The organism is Gillisia sp. JM1, assembly GCF_000424645.1.
In the GTDB taxonomy this organism is placed as follows: Bacteria; Bacteroidota; Bacteroidia; order Flavobacteriales; family Flavobacteriaceae; genus Gillisia.
On record NZ_KE384218.1, the window covers coordinates 1,882,127 to 1,902,217 of the forward strand.

At 33.1% G+C, this 20,091-nt stretch carries 20 protein-coding genes and 1 pseudogene; 16 read left to right on the forward strand and 5 right to left on the reverse strand.

The genetic code is table 11. The features are described 5' to 3' along the window. Positions 1 to 346: 346 nt before the first annotated feature. The 3 genes from H033_RS0111750 to H033_RS22385 all read right to left on the reverse strand — a co-directional run bounded on the left by H033_RS0111750 (position 347) and on the right by H033_RS22385 (position 2,351). Complete coding sequence (locus H033_RS0111750) at positions 347 to 766, reverse strand: VOC family protein (RefSeq protein ID WP_026838492.1); 420 nt, start codon at positions 764 to 766, stop codon at positions 347 to 349. A gap of 308 nt (positions 767 to 1,074) precedes the next feature. After that, positions 1,075 to 1,512, reverse strand: a complete 438-nt coding sequence (locus H033_RS0111755; protein ID WP_026838493.1) for a ferric reductase-like transmembrane domain-containing protein — start codon at positions 1,510 to 1,512, stop codon at positions 1,075 to 1,077. Positions 1,513 to 1,985: 473 nt separating this feature from the next. Further along, entirely contained in the window at positions 1,986 to 2,351 is a 366-nt protein-coding gene (locus H033_RS22385; RefSeq protein WP_316928638.1) for a hypothetical protein, read from the reverse strand. 122 nt (positions 2,352 to 2,473) lie between these two features. On the opposite strand from H033_RS22385, the gene H033_RS22105 reads away from it, so the two are divergent. The 3 genes from H033_RS22105 to H033_RS0111775 are packed head-to-tail and all read left to right on the forward strand — an operon-like array spanning position 2,474 to position 3,171. After that, positions 2,474 to 2,650: a hypothetical protein gene (locus H033_RS22105; RefSeq protein ID WP_231367639.1), complete on the forward strand. Its 177-nt coding sequence runs from the start codon at positions 2,474 to 2,476 to the stop codon at positions 2,648 to 2,650. Further along, positions 2,595 to 2,798 (forward strand): DUF4138 domain-containing protein, encoded by a 204-nt coding sequence (locus H033_RS21340; protein ID WP_081661843.1) that lies wholly within the window; start codon positions 2,595 to 2,597, stop codon positions 2,796 to 2,798. The genes H033_RS22105 and H033_RS21340 overlap by 56 nt, the downstream gene beginning before the upstream one ends. Positions 2,799 to 2,805: 7 nt before the next feature. Next, positions 2,806 to 3,171 carry a hypothetical protein gene (locus H033_RS0111775; protein WP_026838494.1) on the forward strand — a complete coding sequence of 122 codons (366 nt, stop codon included), beginning with the start codon at positions 2,806 to 2,808 and terminating at the stop codon, positions 3,169 to 3,171. Positions 3,172 to 3,300: 129 nt separating this feature from the next. On the opposite strand, the gene H033_RS0111780 is transcribed toward H033_RS0111775, so the two are convergent. Then, on the reverse strand, positions 3,301 to 3,666 hold the full coding sequence (locus H033_RS0111780; RefSeq protein WP_026838495.1) for a hypothetical protein: 366 nt from the start codon (positions 3,664 to 3,666) through the stop codon (positions 3,301 to 3,303). A 640-nt stretch (positions 3,667 to 4,306) separates the two neighbouring features. On the opposite strand from H033_RS0111780, the gene H033_RS0111790 reads away from it, so the two are divergent. The 8 genes from H033_RS0111790 (at position 4,307) to H033_RS0111825 (ending at position 13,607) form a co-directional block, all read left to right on the forward strand. Beyond that, entirely contained in the window at positions 4,307 to 8,146 is a 3,840-nt protein-coding gene (locus H033_RS0111790; RefSeq protein ID WP_051227903.1) for a class I SAM-dependent DNA methyltransferase, read from the forward strand. 174 nt (positions 8,147 to 8,320) lie between these two features. Further along, positions 8,321 to 8,833, forward strand: a complete 513-nt coding sequence (locus tag H033_RS0111795; protein WP_034886197.1) for a TIR domain-containing protein — start codon at positions 8,321 to 8,323, stop codon at positions 8,831 to 8,833. A 2-nt stretch (positions 8,834 to 8,835) separates the two neighbouring features. Continuing rightward, positions 8,836 to 9,720, forward strand: a complete 885-nt coding sequence (locus H033_RS0111800) for a DUF4231 domain-containing protein (protein ID WP_026838498.1) — start codon at positions 8,836 to 8,838, stop codon at positions 9,718 to 9,720. Beyond that, the gene (locus tag H033_RS20140) at positions 9,720 to 10,319 is read left to right on the forward strand and encodes a toll/interleukin-1 receptor domain-containing protein (RefSeq protein WP_034886198.1); all 600 of its coding nucleotides are present in this window, start codon (positions 9,720 to 9,722) and stop codon (positions 10,317 to 10,319) included. The genes H033_RS0111800 and H033_RS20140 overlap by 1 nt, the downstream gene beginning before the upstream one ends. Positions 10,320 to 10,504: 185 nt before the next feature. Continuing rightward, positions 10,505 to 11,044, forward strand: a complete 540-nt coding sequence (locus H033_RS0111810) for an SHOCT domain-containing protein (RefSeq protein WP_026838499.1) — start codon at positions 10,505 to 10,507, stop codon at positions 11,042 to 11,044. Between the two features lie 228 nt (positions 11,045 to 11,272). Continuing rightward, positions 11,273 to 12,466, forward strand: a complete 1,194-nt coding sequence (locus tag H033_RS0111815) for an AbiH family protein (protein WP_026838500.1) — start codon at positions 11,273 to 11,275, stop codon at positions 12,464 to 12,466. Between the two features lie 149 nt (positions 12,467 to 12,615). Further along, positions 12,616 to 12,942 carry a hypothetical protein gene (locus tag H033_RS0111820; protein ID WP_026838501.1) on the forward strand — a complete coding sequence of 109 codons (327 nt, stop codon included), beginning with the start codon at positions 12,616 to 12,618 and terminating at the stop codon, positions 12,940 to 12,942. Between the two features lie 2 nt (positions 12,943 to 12,944). Then, the gene (locus H033_RS0111825; RefSeq protein WP_026838502.1) at positions 12,945 to 13,607 is read left to right on the forward strand and encodes a hypothetical protein; all 663 of its coding nucleotides are present in this window, start codon (positions 12,945 to 12,947) and stop codon (positions 13,605 to 13,607) included. Positions 13,608 to 14,017: 410 nt separating this feature from the next. Here H033_RS0111825 and H033_RS0111830 read toward each other — a convergent pair whose 3' ends face one another. Beyond that, positions 14,018 to 15,061, reverse strand: coding sequence for an IS5 family transposase (locus tag H033_RS0111830; protein ID WP_026838503.1), 1,044 nt, complete (start codon positions 15,059 to 15,061; stop codon positions 14,018 to 14,020). A gap of 267 nt (positions 15,062 to 15,328) precedes the next feature. On the opposite strand from H033_RS0111830, the pseudogene H033_RS21345 reads away from it, so the two are divergent. The 5 genes and pseudogenes from H033_RS21345 to merTP all read left to right on the forward strand — a co-directional run. Continuing rightward, positions 15,329 to 15,526 (forward strand): annotated as a pseudogene (locus H033_RS21345) (Gmad2 immunoglobulin-like domain-containing protein); the annotation flags it as partial. A gap of 376 nt (positions 15,527 to 15,902) precedes the next feature. Further along, complete coding sequence (locus tag H033_RS0111840) at positions 15,903 to 16,367, forward strand: GNAT family N-acetyltransferase (RefSeq protein WP_316928639.1); 465 nt, start codon at positions 15,903 to 15,905, stop codon at positions 16,365 to 16,367. Positions 16,368 to 16,663: 296 nt separating this feature from the next. Then, positions 16,664 to 18,865 carry an acylase gene (locus H033_RS0111845; protein WP_026838505.1) on the forward strand — a complete coding sequence of 734 codons (2,202 nt, stop codon included), beginning with the start codon at positions 16,664 to 16,666 and terminating at the stop codon, positions 18,863 to 18,865. A 159-nt stretch (positions 18,866 to 19,024) separates the two neighbouring features. After that, entirely contained in the window at positions 19,025 to 19,399 is a 375-nt protein-coding gene (locus H033_RS0111850; protein ID WP_026838506.1) for an ArsR/SmtB family transcription factor, read from the forward strand. A gap of 86 nt (positions 19,400 to 19,485) precedes the next feature. Beyond that, positions 19,486 to 20,082: a mercuric transport protein MerTP gene (merTP, locus tag H033_RS0111855; protein WP_026838507.1), complete on the forward strand. Its 597-nt coding sequence runs from the start codon at positions 19,486 to 19,488 to the stop codon at positions 20,080 to 20,082. The last annotated feature ends 9 nt before the right edge of the window (positions 20,083 to 20,091 follow it).

Consider the following 20,091-nt stretch of genomic DNA (forward strand, 5'->3'; position numbering starts at 1 on the left):
CGCTCATACTTCCTGATCCATTCATTGATGGTCGAGGGAGCAATCCCATAGAGTTTACCCAGTTCATACTTAGTATATTTTCCAGTGCTAAGTTCTGATAAAATTTTTAATTTGAATGGTTCGCTGGAACGTCTGGTTACTCTGTCATTTTTGTACATAACTGTTTAGAATTATGTAGCCTTTATTCCGGACGAGTCAATATAACCTCTAGCTGTCTTGGTTCGTAAATAGCGTGGATTAGGGACGCGAACTTGTAGGCTTTGTTGATTTTTACTTGGTCTCTAAAATACAACCTTTCACTCAAATGCCCGCAATTCACTGGTAGCCGGTGGCGAAAATAGTTTGATCATTCGGATGAACGATGTTCACTTATTTCAAATAAATGACCGTCAGGATCTCTAAAAAAACATCTTGTTTCCGCTCCCTGATCCAATGGAGGTGTTATAAATTCAGCTCCTTTTTTCTTTAATAATTCATAGGACTTTCGACAATCCTTAACCCTAATTGTATAAGAATGACTAACTGAATTAATTTCTTTAGGCGCTACAAAATTTGTATTAGGTTTATCTTCGGTTGGGCCTCCGGGCGTTACTAATAATATCCAATTTCCTAAAAATTCCAGAACTAAGGAATCGCCCTCATATTCGCGAAATATTTTAGCACCCAACACTTTCATATAAAATGATTTTGAATTGGATATATCTGAAACAACTAAAATCGTGGTTAATTCTGATTCCCAAAATGGGTTATTTTGATTGTCGCTCATTTCTAAAAATTATTGCAAAGGTGTTCGTAGATTAAAAGTAGGGCGGAAGATAAGTGATATTTTTTCAGCCAAGTAAAAGCCAAATATACCAAAAATCGCTTTCTAGCAGCGACTTGCTTATTAAGTATTAATTAAATCGTCATATCGATCTGTTTATCTTTGGAGATCTAATATTACATTATGGGTGTCATAAATATCAAATCAAATGCGCTTGCTCGTTTTAAACCAAATTCCAATTAGTTGAAATGCTAATACGATAAAGAACATTGGTAGGTAAAATAAAATGATTAGATCCTCTTTGTTTGCGTTTAATCTATAAATATTGAGTGCGCAATCACCAAAAGAAACATCAGGTAAGTGAAACGCTGCAAGTTCTCCCATTTTACGGCCTTTAATTTACCTAAAAAATAGTCATTTGAAATAATGAGCAGTAAAATGAGAATGAGAGCTCCAAATAATCCAATATAGTTTGCCAATCCAAAATTGCCATAACGAATTATAAAATCATCTCCAACTTCCTTTACAAAATAGAGCCAAGGTTTACCTGTGAAGCGCATAAACAAACCAACCACCGAATGTATTATTCCCAATACTCCTCCAAAAATCCCAATATCTCTTCTAATATAAGTTGATATTGGGTTTTTACGTCTTAAAATTAAATTTAAAGGACCTATAAGTAAGGAAACAGCCAATAAGAAAATACTGAGATATCCTGAAGTATATATGATAAAAGGAATTACTGGCAAAGTTGGTTTCCAAAAAATGTAAAATTAAGACAGAATATAATACTCAAAAAAAGCATAGGTAAGTAATAGATTTTAAACCTGTTTTTTATACTGTATTTCATATTATATGTTTCTATTTTGATGGCTTACAATTCTATATATTTGCCTTAGCTTTTTGCACAACGTTTTGTATAAGATTTTAAGCACCTAATTTAGCAAATACCAATTGAATAGTATATCCGAAAGGTTTTTCGTAAGTATGAATATACCCAGCAATTAATTTTATGGTATTATAAGTCTTATTCTAATTCTATCTCAAAAAAGCACACTTCTGCATTATGATAATGTGATGGTAATTGAGATGTGTTTTTTAATTTTTTTATTCCCAAATAATTAAACCCGCAATTTTTGTAATGATTGATTAATCTCTCATTTTTGCCACAGATATACATTCTAATGAACTGATTATTTTGCCTACTTGCATAATGTTTAGACTAATCAACAATTGCCTTTACAAAGTTGTTCCCCCTAAATTCAGGGTTTGTGGCTATCCTATGAATGTAGATAGAAGTATCATTTTCACTATTCTCCCAAATTTGGGCATCACTATAAGTTATCGCCCAAACACAAGCTATTTTATTTTCAATTAATAATTTAAATTGTCTGTTTTCTACAACTTCAGCAGTTATATATTCTTTGTCAAATTCAGGCCATTGGTTTTCTGGAAATTTTATTTTTTGAAAATCAGTAGCTAATTTATACAGCCTGAAGATTTCCGGGGTATCATTTAAATTACTGTTAGTTATTATCATATTTATGCCAATTTTAAAGAAGGTTTTTTTTAATGGCTTACCACTCATTATATTCAAACAAATTTACATTTTTACTCAAAAATATTCTGATATACTCAGCACGTATATCGCCTTATCTAAAATCTAAACTTTTCCGAGTAGAATTTAAAATAGATATTGCCAGTTTATTAATGTTATTCGAATTACTTAACCAAATTTCTGCCTCCCAATTACCTAAAAACCCTAATTCTACCAGCACCGCCGGATGGGGCGTTATAGATTCAAACCAGGAAGAATGGAAAAAAGAAATCTATGCAGAAATTGGTTCAAGAGCCATCCCTGAAATACCAAATGCCAAAGATAATTAAGGAAGGTCAATCTGCCAGATTCATTTATGTGATGCCAAAATTTTCCATTACAGATGATAAAGTGGTTGTGCTAGATCTCAACGAAAAAAATGGCGAACGTGATTTAAAACTAAAAGTTAAGCAGCGCTATATCAATAAGCCTAATTAAAATTATTATGAGAAATTCAATTTTTATTTTGATTCTGATCACTTTTATTTCCTGTGGGGAATCTCAAATGAGCCCTGCTGAAACTGCTGAAATGGTAGTAGAGAGTTTTTACCAAAAGCAAAATTCAGAATTAAAGAAATACACTACCTCTGAAAGTTATGAATCTTTCCTTAGTGTGCAAGAGCTGTTTACACAGGAGAATAATGTTAAAGAGTCAAATTTTAAGTTGATTCGAGACAGCATTAATGGAAACAATGCTTGGGTGCAATTCACCACCATTTACGAGGAAAAACCAGAGACCTTTAAACTTGTTAAAGAAGAAAATATGTGGAAGGTTACAGAGAGTGGAATGGGGGAGAAATTACCTTTTTAAGGTTCTAATTTGATGGTTAATTATAAAACATAACCAAATGATAGCGAATAGAATTAATGATAAGCAATTAGTGAGTAAAAATCCAATAATCAAATTATATCTTACTTCCTTGTAACGACTTAATTTTCATTAAAATCTCACGTTTTTATTTGCGATATGCCTCTGACGAATTTGATTCAAAATTGTTTTACTGGATTTTTTATCTCGCCTCGAAATTAATATTAAAACTATCCCGAGGAAAATTCCTGTGAACCACAACAAAAGAAAAATTAAACGCAGAAACTCATTTGCAAATTCACTGGTAAGCCATGTTAAAAAAAGTGTTAGGGAAACGGATAGCATATTAGATCCCCATTTTCCTAAAGTCTTATGCTTTTCTCCATTTTCCAATATATCCAATTCGTATTCCGCCACTTCAAAAATTATAAAGGACTTAATAATCGCCTTATAAATCTTCATAGCCTTATTTTTTTTTGGCTTTTTGTGCTTTTTCATGCTTACCAGGTATATCTAAATAATTCCTAATTAATAATGGGACTAAGATTTTAATGGCTCAAATTAAAACAGATTAATCAATTAAGGTGTGACAACTCTTAACTCCTGTAATTGCTGTAAACAATTATATTTATCGAATGTATTTTATACCTCTTAAATAAAAAAGGACATCATTTTTTGGTCTTTTTTTTATTTGAAACTTTTTATGTTTTCCATACAATTATTTACTTATTTGGGTGGAATTCAGCAAGATTTCTACAATAATATTGTGCCTGTAAAATTTGTTTCCAAAAAAAGGACACGGGAAAATAATTAGTAATTTATGCTGCCACTTTTTTAGGCGTGATATTTAAGTGGTAAGCAATCTCAGGATTTGTAAGGTCTTACTGTATGCTCATTGAGAAGATATGTTAATATTTTGACGGCCAATTTTTCTGAAGTTTCATGTGGAAAGTTTATTTGACGATTAGCATTTACGGGTTACCATAATGCTGCTGTTTTTTTCGGAAAACTTTGTTCTTTCTCAGCATCTGCAACTATAAATTCAAAAATTTACCTACTTTTAAGAACTCATTAACAAGGCATTTGATAATGGCGTCCCTACGCGCTGTTTATTTTTAATAATAACCCCCATTTCTGCATGCAGACAGAACAGTCAATCAATTCAGGGAATACAAACATACTTAAGCCGCGCAAGGCACTCAACAAAGCTTTTTTAAAGGTAAAGCCGAACAGATCGCAGATCGAGCAGTTCAAGGAAAATCTTATTCAGTTACTGGACAGGACCAATGATACCGAAAGCGAGGAATTCCACAAGAACCTGGTCATAGATTTTCTGAAGAAAACGTATTATGAACCCAATCATTTTATAAATACCAAAGGTCGTAATGACCTGGTGATCCATAACGGAAACAAAGCCGGAAGTACAGTTGGGGTAATTATTGAAGCTAAGAAACCTACGAACAGGGCAGAGATGCTTAGTAAAGAGAAGGTGAACGTTAAAGCCTTTCAGGAACTAGTTTTGTATTATCTCAGGGAGCGTATCACGCAGAAAAATCTGGAGGTGAAATATCTAATTGCAACCAATATAAATGAGTGGTATATTTTTGATGCCAATATTTTTGAAAAGTCCTTCGCTCAAAACAAACGGCTTGTAAGTCAGTTTATAGATTTTGAAGCCGGAAGGCTGGCAGGGAAAACCACCGATTTCTTCTATAAGGAAATAGCAGAACCTTTTATTGCTGAAATGCAGCAAGAGGTGGAATTCACCCATTTCGACATCCGGAACTATGAAAGACCCCTTCGGAATAACAATCCGAAAGATGACAACAAACTAATAGCACTTTTCAAACTGCTATCGCCAGAACATTTACTGAAGCTGCCGTTCACAAATGACAGCAATAGTCTAGATAAACGCTTTTACGGCGAGTTACTTCATATTATAGGCCTTACCGAAACCAAACAAGGAGGCAAGAAGCTCATAGAGCGACAAAAGCAAGGCAATCGAAACACAGGCTCTTTTTTAGAAAATGCCATCATCCAACTGGAAAGTATGGATAAGATTGGTCAGTTGCCAAATCCTTCTCATTTTGGAGATACTCAACAGGAACGACTGTTTAATGTGGGATTAGAATTGAGCATCACCTGGCTCAACAGGATCCTATTTCTTAAGCTGCTGGAAGCGCAATTGCTCACTTACCAGAAAGGGGATACCACCTACGAATTTTTGAGCCTAGACAGGATTCAAAATTACGATGATCTTAATAGTTTGTTCTTTCAAGTCCTGGCGCAAAAACATTCTGAACGAAATGAAGATGTAAAAGCGCTTTTTGAAAAGGTGCCATATCTTAATAGTTCCCTGTTTGAACCTACAGATATTGAACATGCTACCCTTTTTATCAGCAACCTCCGTGATGATAAAGTGTTGCCTATTTATAGCGCTACTGTGCTAAAGGATAAAAAAGGTAAAAAGCGCAGCGGCGAGCTCAATGCGCTCGAATATTTGTTTGAGTTCCTTAACTCCTACGATTTTAGCAGTGAAGGAGGGGAGAGCATACAGGAAGATAACAAGACACTTATAAATGCCTCTGTGCTCGGTCTTATTTTTGAAAAGATCAATGGTTATAAAGACGGTTCTTTCTTTACTCCCGGTTTTATTACGATGTATATGTGCCGGGAGACTATCAGGAAAGCGGTAGTTCAAAAATTTAATGAAACCAAAAGCTGGGAATGTAAAGATCTGGAGGAACTATATGATCGTATAGAAGACCGTAAGGAAGCCAATACAATTATTAACAGTCTCAAAATTTGTGATCCGGCGGTTGGTTCGGGACATTTCTTGGTATCTGCTCTTAATGAGATAATCGCTATTAAAAACGATTTGAATATTCTGCAGGACCGCAGCGGCAGAAGGCTGAAAGAATATCAGGTGGAAGTGGTGAACGATGAACTTATTGTGACAGATGAGGAGGGGGAACTATTTGAATACAATCCCTCTGCAAAGGAAAGCCAGCGCATACAAGAAGCACTTTTCCACGAGAAGCAACAGATCATTGAGAATTGCCTTTTTGGGGTAGATATCAACCCGAACTCAGTTAAGATCTGTAGGCTGCGATTGTGGATAGAACTTTTGAAAAATACTTATTATAAGTGGGAAAACGACACCTCTCCCTTCGGGGGAGGCCGGGAGGGGGAACTGGAGACGTTGCCGAATATCGATATCAACATCAAATGTGGAAATTCGCTTATAAGCCGCTTTGATCTGGATGCCGACTTAAGCAAGGCGCTTAAGGAGAGTAAATGGAACATAGACAGCTATCGTTTGGCTGTAGATACTTACCGTAATGCCGAAAATAAGGAGCAGAAGCGGGAGATGGAGAAGATCATTCACGACATTAAAAACGACTTTAGGAGCGAGATCTCCTCCAACGATCCTAAGGTTAAAAGGCTACAAAAAGTAAAAGGCGAATTGTTTCTTTTGACCAACCAGACCCAGATGTTTGAAATGTCTAAACGGGAAAAAGCCACTTGGAACAAAAAGCTGGAAAAGCTTTCTAAGGACAGCAAAAAACTGGAAACTGAAATACAAGAGATCAAAGACAATAAGATCTATGAAAACGCTTTTGAATGGCGATTTGAATTTCCGGAGGTGCTGAATGAGGAAGGGGATTATGTGGGCTTTGATGTGGTAATTGGGAATCCGCCGTATATACAGCAGCGAAAATCTCAAGGTGCGACAGTGTTATTTCGAGAATTATATTCAGTTTATTCCGGTACAGCAGATTTAAGTGTTTTCTTTTTTGAACGAGCCTTTAGACTTTTAAAAGATAAGGGCCAGTTTGCGTTTATTTCGACAAATAAATTTTTCAACACAGAATACGGCAAACCGTTACGAAGATTTTTAATGTCTTTCGACGTAGATGAAATGATAAATTTTGAATTGGTTCCAATTTTTGATGAAGCACTAGTTTCAAGTGTTATAATAAGAATAGATAAAAAGGTTCCATCAAAGACTTTTAGATATCTGGAATTTAAACAAGAGTCCATAGATCAAGAAAAATTTAATTTGAGATATGAAGAAAAAAGATTAGTCCTTGATGCAAAATTACTTTCGAATAATTTTTGGCTTTTCTCCAAACTTGATGAACAAAATTTGGTTCGAAAGCTGAATCAACGGGGAAACCCATTAAGCGCCGATAATACTTTGCAAATCAGAAGAGGAATTACTACTGGATATGACAATGCTTTCATAATTTCGGAAGATTCTTCTATTTATAATTCTGGTATCGCAAAGCAGTTTCTAAGAGGGAAAGACATCAACCGGTATAAACTTTCGAATAACAATTTAAAGCTGCTCTTTGTTCCTTGGCATTTTCCTATTCACAATGATAATAGTATTCAGGGAGCAAGTCAAGTTGCAGAAAATGAGTTTAAATCTTCTCATGCCGAAGAGTATAACCATTTGGTATCGTTCAAACACAAATTAGAAAATAGAAACAAATCTGAAACCGGAATACGGTATGAATGGTATGCATTGCAAAGATGTGCCGCTAGTTACTTTGAATTATTTGAAAAGGAAAAAATCGTTTGGGGTTTAATTTCTGGTGGGTGGGATTTTGCTTTCGATCAAGATCAAAAACTATTAACAAGTGCCTCATTTTTACTTACTTCGGATACCATTCCTTTAAAATATATTCTTGCGTTGTTTAATTCAAAATTATATCAATTTTACTTTTCAATAATAGGAGAAAAAACGGCAGGTGGTGCCTACGTTTTTAAGAAAACAACAATTGAAAAATTTCTAATACCTAAAAAACAGAACCATATTTTAGATATAATCCAATTTGTGGAGATTATTCTTCAAATGAAAAAAGAAAATCCCGCAGCAGACACCTCTTCCTTAGAAGCAGAAATTGACCAGTTGGTTTACAAGCTTTATGGATTGACAGAGGAGGAGATTGACATAGTAGAAAGTGCATAGATGAGTGAATTTTTTCAGGTAATGTTGCAAGTAAAAGTTTGATGTATAAATTGAGAAAGAATTAAATGCTATCTGATTAACAATCATACTGTTATTCTTGAGGAGAATGGGATTAGGATTTTGAATAAGTATTATATAACTAGTTAAGTGTAAGCTAAAAAAGAAATAATTAAAATGGGACATAAAAATAAAACGTACATAATTTTTGACGGAGACAATGACAAGTGGGCATTTGCAAGAATGAAAGGATGGAAATCTTTAAAAAATATAGATTTTGACTTTGAAAATGCTCACGACGAATACCCTCTGACTTCTACTGCGAGTAATGAAGATTATATCAAATCAAAACTTCGAAAAAGATTTCAAAATGCCAGTCAAGTGATTGTATTAATTGGCGATTCAACTAAAAATTTATATAAATATGTTAGGTGGGAATTAGAAATTGCTCAAAATTTGAATATTCCGATAATAGCTGTTAATTTAAATGGAGATAGAAAACAAAATAATAATACTTGTCCACCAATTATAAGAGACACTTATGTTGTTCATATTCCATTCAAAATGAGAATAATTAAATATGCATTAGACAACTTCCCTTCTGAGTTTAAAAAAAGAACGACAAACAGTTCTATAGGTGGAAGAACTTATAATGATCCTGTTTATGCATCACTTGGATTAAATGATTAAAAATGGATGAAAAAGACTTTCCTGGTTTATATCAAGCTTCTGATGCTGCTTCAATGCATGCTCAAAAAAATTACAAAAATATAATTGCTTATGATTTAATATCTATGATAACTGCTTCGGCATTGGCAATATATAATTATCAAGACACCGAACCCAAGCTTTGGGTTTATGTCATTTCTGGAGTTTTACTCTTAGTCAGTTTCACATTAACTTTGGTAATTAGGACTAAAAAATTTGAAGATGTTTGGTATCAAGGTAGAGCTCTGGCAGAATCTTGTAAAACATTGACTTGGAGATTCATAACTTGTGCTGAAAGTTTTGAAGTATTTCTCAAAAAGGAAGAAGTAAAAGAGATATTTATATCGCGACTTAAAGAGTTTAGCAATGAATTTAAAGATTTAAATGATTCATTAAATGCTAGAACTGTAGTACTTCCGGTAATAACTGACAAAATGTGGGAAGTTAGAAATTTAAATACATTAGAAAGAAAGGATTTTTATATTCAAAATAGAATAAATGATCAAAAGGATTGGTATGCATCAAAAGCTGAGTTTAATAAGAAAAAATACAGTAATTGGTTTTTAGTTATAATTATTTCACAACTCATTGCAATTTTGAGTATTGCTTTTTTAATAAAATTCCCAGACTCTAATTGGAATTTAGTTGGTTTTTTTACAACTATATCCGCTTCAGCCTTAAGTTGGCTGCAATTAAAACAGCACCAAGAATTAAAACAAGCTTATACAACAGCTGCACAAGAATTAAATTTCATACAAGCTTCATTAGGCAATGTTAATTCAGATAATGATTTAGCGGAATTTGTATTAGATTCAGAAAATGCCATTTCCAGAGAACATACACTTTGGATTGCTCAAAAAAGGAAATAATGGTTAAAGGATTAAATAAAGCGGAAACCTTAGATAAATTATTTTGGTTGATAGAATCAAATAATGTCAAAGAAAGGCCTTGTGTGTTTCTTAGTCACAAAAAAGAGGACAAAAACGAATGTAGAAAAATTGCGGAGTATTTAAAAGAAGCAGAGATTGATTACTATTTAGATGAATTGGATGAAGATTTACAACAAGCAGCAGCTCAAGGTAATCCAGAATTAATTACGGAAAGTATTAAAAAAGGTATTCGAGAAAGCACACATATGTTAGTTGTAGTTTCAGAAAAAACATACAGATCGGAATGGGTTCCGTTTGAGATTGGATACGGTCATTCTGCAATACTCGATAAAGGTTTAGAAGAGGGGATAAAAGACAATAAAATAAAACTTTCAGTTTTGACCTTGAAAGATATTTCTGAAAAAACTCTTCCTGATTACCTCCAAGTGGCATATATCATACGAGGTACTAAAAGTTTAAACGACTATATATCAAAAATTACTGATATATTAGAAAAATCGCTTATAAACGAAACTAAAATATTTTCGAATAACCAAATAAGTCATCCTTTAGACAATGTATTAAATTGGAAATTATAAAAGCTAGTTGCAAACCTCGGTTTAAATAAAAATAACTTGCATTCATTTAAAAAGCGATATTTTAGAGATTAATAACCAAGCAACTAAACCGATAAGAGCTTGTACCTACACAGCTCTACTTACGTTAGCCAATACTTTTACCGAACATTTTAACCACTTTAAATTATTAATTAAAAACTATGAACATGAAAAAAATTACTTATTTGACAATTGTTCTTCTGACTTTAAATTTTTTGCAAGCCCAAAACGTTGAAAAATTAGATGAATTCACTGCATCAAATGGAATAACATACAAAGTGGGAGATGACTTTAAACTCGGACGAGGTTCTGATACTAATGGTAGATTTGTATATGTAAATATGGGAGGATGGGGAGCAATAGCTGGTGCTACAAATAATGCAAATTACAATGCGGATCAAAATAGATTAGGTGCAGCGAATTCTGGTTTAATAGTTACTCTCAAAAAAATTAAAAAATATGATTCTAAAAGATTTAAAGGGGTCTATTTTACTGTTGGAGGGGGAAATATTACCAATTATACTATTGACATCGAAAATGCAATAGTAACTTGCGAAATCGAAATCTGTAATGATGAAAAAGATGTTTCACAATCTAATCCAGATAAATATGATCAACTTGAAAAACTAAAGAAATTACTTGATACGGGGGTTTTAACTCAAGAGGAATATGATGTAGAAAAGAAAAAAGTCTTAGAAAAAGAGTAATAATAAAGATATTTAACATCCATTGAAAAGGGATGTTTTTAGAAACCAAATAACATAAGTAAGCCAACAAAGATTTGTCCCTACTCCACGTTACTTGCGTTCAAAAAGGACGGGAAAGAGGAGAAAGTTTGAGGTGCAGAACGGGAAAGAATTAAATGCAAGTTTATTTATAATCGTAGTACTATTCTTGTTAAGAATGAGAACGAGTCTTGAAAAATTTAAAAAGAAATGCCTAAAATTTTAATTACAGGAAACGGATTTGATTTAAATTTTGGTCTACCTACCTCTTATAACGATTTCATTAATATCTTAAATTATATAAAATCAGGAAAAATAGATTTCGATGCGGTTTACAGTAATAGCCTTAGTTATGATAAAACATTATCCAATTTTGAAAAATTCAATTTAGACCATGAAGAAATAAAAAAACTGATCAACGAATTGGATAATAACGTTTGGTTTGATTTCTTTAAGAATGAATATAGAATAGATAGTTGGATTGATTTTGAAAACAGAATTGAATATGTACTTGAAATATTTTTCACTTCCTTAAATTATATAAAAGCAAATATTTTTGGTAAAGGCCCATTAAATGTTGATAGCTTAACATGGAAAAAAGATAGGTTCCATAATAATATTGAATTAATTGAAGTACTAGGAAAATTTTCAATTTTAAGTTTTGACAAATCTTATAGTGTAACTTTTAACCCGGAATTTTTAATTAAAAGATATAATGTTTATACAGATTTAGATATTGAAAAAATTACTAAAGTTTTATATCAAGAGCTAATTCAATTCAAAAAGATTTTTAATCTTTATTTTGAAGTGTTCGTTTTTCCATTTTACGATACGTTTAAAGGAAAAATCAATGAGGAATTATATATGTGGATAAGTCATCATTATACTTTTAACTATACACCAACCTTTGAGAAACTATTTAATCCGCAGAGAAAAACAAGCTTTTTACATGGAAGAATTAATTCCAAATTGAATAAAATTGTAATTGGTATCAATGAAATACCACCTCACAAAATTGATAAAAAGTTCTTCTTACCATTTACTAAATACTTCCAAAAATTAAATAATGATACTGATTACCTATTCATTAAAGAATTACATGAAGATCGAAGTTCTAATTTCATGTTCTTCTTTTATGGACACTCTCTAGATAAATCTGATGAAGATTATATAAATGAAGTATTTGATTTCGTAAATAGACTCAAATCACACATTAAAAATATAATAGTAATTTATCATAACCAGAGTTCAAAATCAAAGTTACTTATAAACCTTTTGAATATTCGGGGTAAAAATGATATTCAAGAATTGATGAGAAGCAAAATTTTATTATTTAGGCACGTAGATTCAAAGGAATTACAGGAAGACTTAAAAATGAATATTACCCAATCAATTTACATTTAAACCTAAGTCGGTTAAGCGGAAATAGCGGCTGTTTATTCAAAAAGTTATATTTTAGAGACCAAGTAACAAAACGAATTAGCCGATAAGAAAGCTTTCAAATTCCTCGCTACTTACGTTTAACAAGACCCTTAATCAACATTAAGAAGAAAATGGCAAACATAAAATATTTATATAATTCCAGTGGTCAATGGATTGCCTTCCAAATAGACAAATATTTATACAATACGAAAGCATTATGGATTGGATGGTTTCCATGGGAAGATGAACATGCTGTAACTAAAAACGGCAAATATTTGGGCTCTATTTTCCCAAATAATCGTTTTTATCAAAGAAGTTATTTTCCATATCGTGGTTATCCTGGTTATCCAGGCTATCCTGGTTATCCTGGTTACCCTGGTTATCCTGGATTTGCGGGTTATTCACCAAGACCTTCATCTACTAAAGACTTTAAACCAGAAGAACTTCATTTATCATAATTATGCCAGAAATATTCGAATTAACTTTTAAGCCTAAATCTAAAGAATTAGAAAAAAGCCATTTGATTATAAATGAATGTGCACTCACGCTAAATTCTTTATTATCAATTCATCACGAAATTGAAAATGTGGAAGAAAAAGAAGATCTATTAAGGGCAATGTTTGTCTTCGCAACTGGAGGTTTGGATTCCTTAATTAAGCAAGCAATAAAAGATTCACTTTCAAATTTAATAGAAGTGAATGAGGGAGCAAATAATATGTTTGAAAGCTTTGTTGAAAAAGAAATTCAAGACAAAAAATCAGATGATTTAAGAATAGATTCAAAATTAATGGCAAAACTTCTTACATCAGCGAATCCCCGTGAAGAATTAAAAAAAAGGCTTGAATATCATCTTACAAGCAACAGTTTGCAATCTAAAGATCAAATTTTAAAAGTTGCTTCTTTTTTTGATGTTCCTTCAAATTCAATAGTAACTGATTTCATTGGACTTCAGAGTATTTTTTTAGAACGGAATAAAATCATACATGAAATGGATATAAATTTCGATGGGGATAGAAGTAGGAATAAAAGAGAAATAGAACAGATTGTTAACTTTGTAAATACACTTTTGGAACTGGGAGAAAAGTTTATAAAAGAAGTTGACAGTAGACTTTACGTAGCCTAACATTGGTTATCTCAAATATCGGGTTATCCAATGAAAAGTAATGTTTTAGAGACATAGTAACAAATAACAAAGTCGACAAGATTGCCGTCCAGACACCTCATTTCCTACATTCACTAAGGCCATTAGGTGCAAGCTGATTAATTTAACATGATCTATAAAAAAGAAAGTATTTACGTAAACGAAGACCTATTTCGATGAAATTTATAATGTGTTTGATACTATTGCTTCTTTTTTCCTGTTATAATCAGCACGGAAAAGATGAAGAATTAAAAGTAACTGAAGACCGTTGCAAAATTCAATAAATTACTGCAATCCATTTTTTAGATGGATTTCCGATTGTTTTTTATCAAGAACTGTGGTTTTTACTTCGTTTTTTTGTCTTTAGAATTCATTTTCTTACTGTTTTTCTCTTAGTTTTTACCATTAGACGCAATTATCCCTGGACTTCGATACAAATTATAGCACATGGCCTCCATCAGGTTTTGGGTATGCATTTTTTCCATTCCCCGGTATCTTGCCAATCCTCCGCTGAACCATCTTTTTATCCCGCCAAATGTCCGCTCTACCTTGAACCTTGTTTTACCGATCAATTTATTGAACTTCTTCTCCCAATAGGTCAATGGTTTATTCTTTTTTGCCTTTTTTAGAATATGATTTTTCAGATTCCTTTTTTTCAACAGCTCCATGTTTTTCTTCGATTGATAGCCTTTGTCGGCTTTTAATGGAATATCTTTTGGCAAATCTACGTTCACTGTTTCCAGCACTTCTTCTAAATTGGCTATCTCGTTTTTACTTGCCGTGGTGGTCAATACTCCCAAGACAAGTCCTTCTTGATCTGTAACGTGATGTTTTTTAAACCCAAAATGATATTTCCCTCTTTTCTTTAGCCAGGTACCATCTTTATCTACACTCTCGGCATACTCTTTTTTTACTGCTACCTCTTGGTCCGAGCGATCTTCGGTTACCTTGTGATTGGTCTTTCCTTTTGGTCGAAGTGGCGTGTCTATGACACTGGCATCCACTATAATTCCTTTTTTGACAATGATCTTGTGAGCCTCAAGCTGGTCATTGATGGAACCGAAGAGCTTCTCAAAGGTCTTGGTTTTGGTTAGTGCGGTTCTAAATCTGCTTAAGGTACTATGGTCGGGTGCAACTTCATCTATGTGCATTCCACAAAAATAACTGAATGAGATACTATCGTTCAATCGATCTTCTACTTCATAATCGCTCAATCCGTACCAACTTTGCAAAAGACACATTTTAAATAACAACAGGCCGTTATAGGAAGGTTTGCCTACAGCACTTTTTCCTTTGGAATAATCGGCATCTATTAGTTTTTCGATTGTGTCCCAATCGATCAGCGCATTTATTTGATTAAAAAATGTTGTTTTTATCTTTCTTGATCGCAAATCACAAATTGTATCTGCTAATGTGGGTTGTTTCTGTAATTTCATACATTAAAAATAAGACTTAAACAATTAAATATCAAGTGATTAAATTGTTTTTATACTCCGATTTTCAACAATTTATTCCTTGCAACGGTCTTAACTGATGTCGTTATTTCCGGCGATACAACTCAAAGTGATAAGTCTATAAAACCCAACAAAGAAATTAGGAAGGAATATTCAAATCAACGATTTCGCAAAGTAAGAGTTGAAAAAATTGCATCCAACAAATTCCATATTCAAGGAGAAGCTCAAATTTTTTAAGCAAATTTTAATTGGGTAATAGAAGACGGTCATAACGAGTTGAAAAAAGGTTACGAGATTACAGATGCTGGCGCTCCTGAATGGGGTAAATTTGACTTTACAATTGAAGCCCACAAAAAAAGAGATAACTCAACTTTAAATATTATTCTGTTCGAAATTAGCGCAAAAGATGAAAGTCGTCAATATGAATTGCCAATCCCTCTGAAATAACTTACCAAACGGCAGCTTTAATAGAAGTGTAAAATTCGAAAATTAAGTCAGCATTTAATTTAGGTTCCCAGTAAATAGCTTAGAAATGAAATAAAAGCGATATTTTAGAAACTAGATAATAAACAACAATGCCAATAAGTAAGCGTCCTTACTGTACGCTACTTGCAAATCAAAACTTTTATGGAGTGAAAGTTTGAGGAGCGAAATTAGAAAGAATTAAATGGAATTTAATTAACAATCATACTGTTATCCTTGATGCGAATGGGATAGGATAAATAATATATAAGGAGTTGTAATGCCATAAAAAACCAAGTGAAATGAGCTAATTATGATAATAACTAACAGTAATTTAAATGATATCCCGGAAATCTTCAGGTTGTATAAATTAGCTACCGATTTTCAAAAAATAAAATTTCCAGAAAACCAATGGCCTGAATTTGATAAAGAATTCATAACTACTGAAGTTCTTGAAAATCGACAATTTAAAATATTAATTGAAAATAAAATCGCCTGTATTTGGGCGATAACTTATAGCGATGCCCAAATTTGGGAGGATAGAGAAAATAATTCTTCCATCTACATTCATCGGATAGCCACAAACCCTGAATTTAGAGGAAAAAACTTTGTAAAAGAAATTGTTGATTGGTCTAAAAATCATGCCCGAAAGCAAAATAAAAAATTCATTAGAATGGATACCTGTGGGAAAAATGATAAATTAATCAATCATTACAATCATTGTGGATTTAATTATTTGGGTATAAAAAAATTAAAAAACACATCTCAATTACCCTCACATTATCATAATGCAAATGTCTGCTTTTTTGAGATAGAATTAGAATAACGGCTTACAATAACTAAGCGTTCGTGTGGCCGGTAAGGCCTAGCATTAACTCAGTGTTGACGGAGGATGAGATTGCCATAGTAGAAGGTGCATAGATAAGTGGAAATTTTCTTAGATGATTCAAGAATTCTAAAACACTAAGAGAACATGAATAAATTGAGGTGGTGGAAGGGAAAGTTTGAGCTAAAAAATGAGAATAGATTTAATGCAGTTTAATTAAATAATACTGTGATCCTTGATGAGAATGGGATAAAAATTTTATAATGAGTTATGAGCAATCTTAAAACAAAAAAATTATGAACAAGATTTTTATTCTTTTAGCGATACTATGTATGGGGTGTTCGACCCAGGAACCAAAAGATAAGGTACTTACGGAAAATCAGCGTTGGGAGCAACATGCTGCCAATACTGAAATTATTAGAGATGATTTTGGGGTGCCTCATATTTATGGAAAAACAGATGCTGATGCTGTGTTTGGCTTATTATACGCACAATGCGAAGATGATTTTAATCGTGTAGAACGCAATTATATTTGGGCAATGGGAAGACTTGCTGAAGTTGAAGGAGAAACATCTTTATATAGTGATTTACGCGCTAATCTTTATATGACGAAAGAAGAAGCTATTGAAAATTACACGAATAGTCCTAAATGGTTACAAGCGCTTTGTATCGCTTTTGCTGATGGGGTTAACTACTATCTTAAAACACATCCCGAAGTAAAACCAAAACTCTTGAAACATTTTGAGCCCTGGATGCCAATGTATTTTAGCGAAGGTTCCATTGGTGGGGATATTGAAAGGGTTTCTACTAGAAAAATAAAAGATTTTTATGAAAAAGACAGCGATACTAGAGTGGGTGTTAATGAGGGTCTAATTAGATTAAAAGATGATGAGCCAAGAGGATCCAACGGATTTGCTATTTCTGGTGACATAACAAAATCTGGTGATGCCATGCTTCTCATTAATCCGCACACGTCATTCTTTTTTCGAGGTGAAGTTCATGTGATTAGCGAAGAAGGGCTTAACGCTTATGGTGCAGTTACTTGGGGACAGTTTTTTGTCTACCAAGGATTTAATGAAAAAACAGGTTGGATGCATACCTCAACGGGTACAGATATTATAGACGAGTTTGAGGAAACCATCGTTAAGAAAGATGGTAAAACATTCTATAAATATGGTGAAGAGTTGCGTCCTGTAGATTCTGTGGAAGTTACTTTGAACTACAATAGTAATGATGGTTTAAAAGACAAAACATTCATGATGTATCGTACACATCATGGTCCTATAACACATGCCTATGACGATAAATGGGTTTCTACCGCTTTAATGTGGAGTCCGATAAAAGCCTTGGAACAATCCTTTACAAGAACCAAGAAATCTAATCATGATGAGTTTTATAAAATGATGGATATTCGTACCAACTCTTCCAATAATACGGTATACGCAGATGCCGATGGTACAATTGCCTATTACCATGGGAATTTTATTCCAAAAAGGAATGAAAAGTTTGATTATACAAAACCTGTTGATGGTAGTAACCCAGAAACCGATTGGCATGGACTTCATGAATTAAAAGATAATATAATGGTGAAAAATCCACCAAATGGTTGGATTCAAAATTGCAATTCCACACCATTTTCAAGTGCTGCTGAAAATAGTCCAAAAAAAGAAAACTATCCTAATTATATGAGTTCTTATCCAGAAAACTTCAGAGGCATTCACGCCATTGCTTTATTGAAAAAGGCAGAGAATCTGACCTTAGATGGATTAATTGAATTGGCTTACGACACCTACTTACCGGGGGCAGAGATGTTAATTAGTGGTTTAGTAGACGCTTCAGAAACTTCTACCATTGAAACACAAGAAGCTAAAGCAGCTATCGAACTTTTAAAGAATTGGGATTTTAGAGTGTCTGCAACATCTGTTGAAATGACTTTAGCACAATTTTATTTGAATGCCTATTATAGCTCAGGTAAAATCCCAACAATGACAGGAAATAAACGAATCACCCAATTAGGAAGTTTTGATTATATGAGTAAGACCTCAACACCAGAGGAACGCTTGGAAGTATTTCAAACAGCCATAGAAAAATTGACCGAAGATTTTGGATCCTGGGAAACGACTTGGGGAGAATTCAATCGCTACCAAAGAAACGACGGTGAAATTAATCAAGAATTTGATGACTCAAAACCAAGCCTTGCTGTAGGTATGGCTTCAGGGTCTTGGGGAGCATTAGCATCTTTTGGCACTCGATTTGGCGAAGACACTAGACAACAATATGGAACCTCTGGGAATAGCTTTGTCGCTGTTGTAGAGTTTGGTGATAAGGTTAAGGCAAAATCGATGTTAGCTGGAGGACAAAGTAGTGATCCAAATTCACCTCACTTTGATGATCAAGCACAGCCTTATGCTGATGGAAAATTTAAAGATGTAGCGTTTTATAGAGAAGATGTTGAAAAACGCGCAGAAAAAACCTATCATCCTGGTGAAAAAAATTAGATTAACCCCGCTGCTCCAAATCTTATGACTTCGCGCCTGTAGCTCCCACTCCTGTTTTGCCGGCAGGCAGGCTCGGAGGATGAGCAAAAATTTCCCAACACTTTAAAGTATTTTTATTTAAGTATTTGCTTAAATAAGAAATATGTGTAAGTTTGTGTTATGGAAAATAATTCGTGCATAAGACAACAAGCAGATATTACACAAATAAATCGTTGTAAATACACTGTTTCGGAATTAAGTGAATCGTTTGATCATTTGGCAAATGGACTTTCTTTAGTTGGAAACAGCGTAAGACTCAAAATACTTTACCTAATTTTTGAGGAAAAAAGACTTTGCGTTTGTGATTTAAGCGATATTCTTGGAATGAACATTTCTGCTATTTCTCAACACTTGAGAAAAATGAAAGATAGAAATCTATTAAAAACAGAAAGGGAAGCCCAAACGATTTTTTATTCATTAACGACTGAGTATTCAACATTACTGAATCCGTTTTTTGAGATACTTGATGGAAACAAAATTTTAGCAACGACATGAAATGAGCCATATTGATTTTTGATGCTTACTCAAACACAAAATGGCGAATTACATTTGACCGATAAAAAACAATATAATTTTAACAAATGAAAAGTGAAAACAAATTAATAGGAACAGGTTTGTTAACTGCAATTACAGCTTCTTTATGCTGTATTACACCTGTTTTGGCTCTAATTGCAGGAACAAGTGGGATTGCTTCAACATTCTCGTTGATTGAGCCATTTAGACCTTATTTAATTGGACTGACACTTTTAGTTCTTGGATTTGCTTGGTATCAAAAATTAAAACCAAAAACTCAAGAAGAGATAGACTGCGCTTGTGACGAAGACGAAAAACCTTCTTTTTTTAAATCAAAAATATTTCTTGGTATAGTTACAATATTTTCAGTTTTCATGTTGGCTTTCCCCTACTATTCAAAAATCTTTTATCCAGATAATAAAAAGGATATTGTGATTGTGAGTCAATCAGATATTCAAACAGTAAACTTTAATGTTAAAGGGATGACCTGTACGTCTTGTGAAGAACACGTAAAGCATACTGTGAATGAATTGGAAGGTATCGTAAATGTGAAAGCCTCCTATGAAAACGAGAGTGCAGAAGTAAAATTTGACAATTCAAAAACTTCTAAAGAAGATATTGAAAAGGCTATTAATTCCACTGGATATAAGGTCATAAATAATTAAAAACTCTAA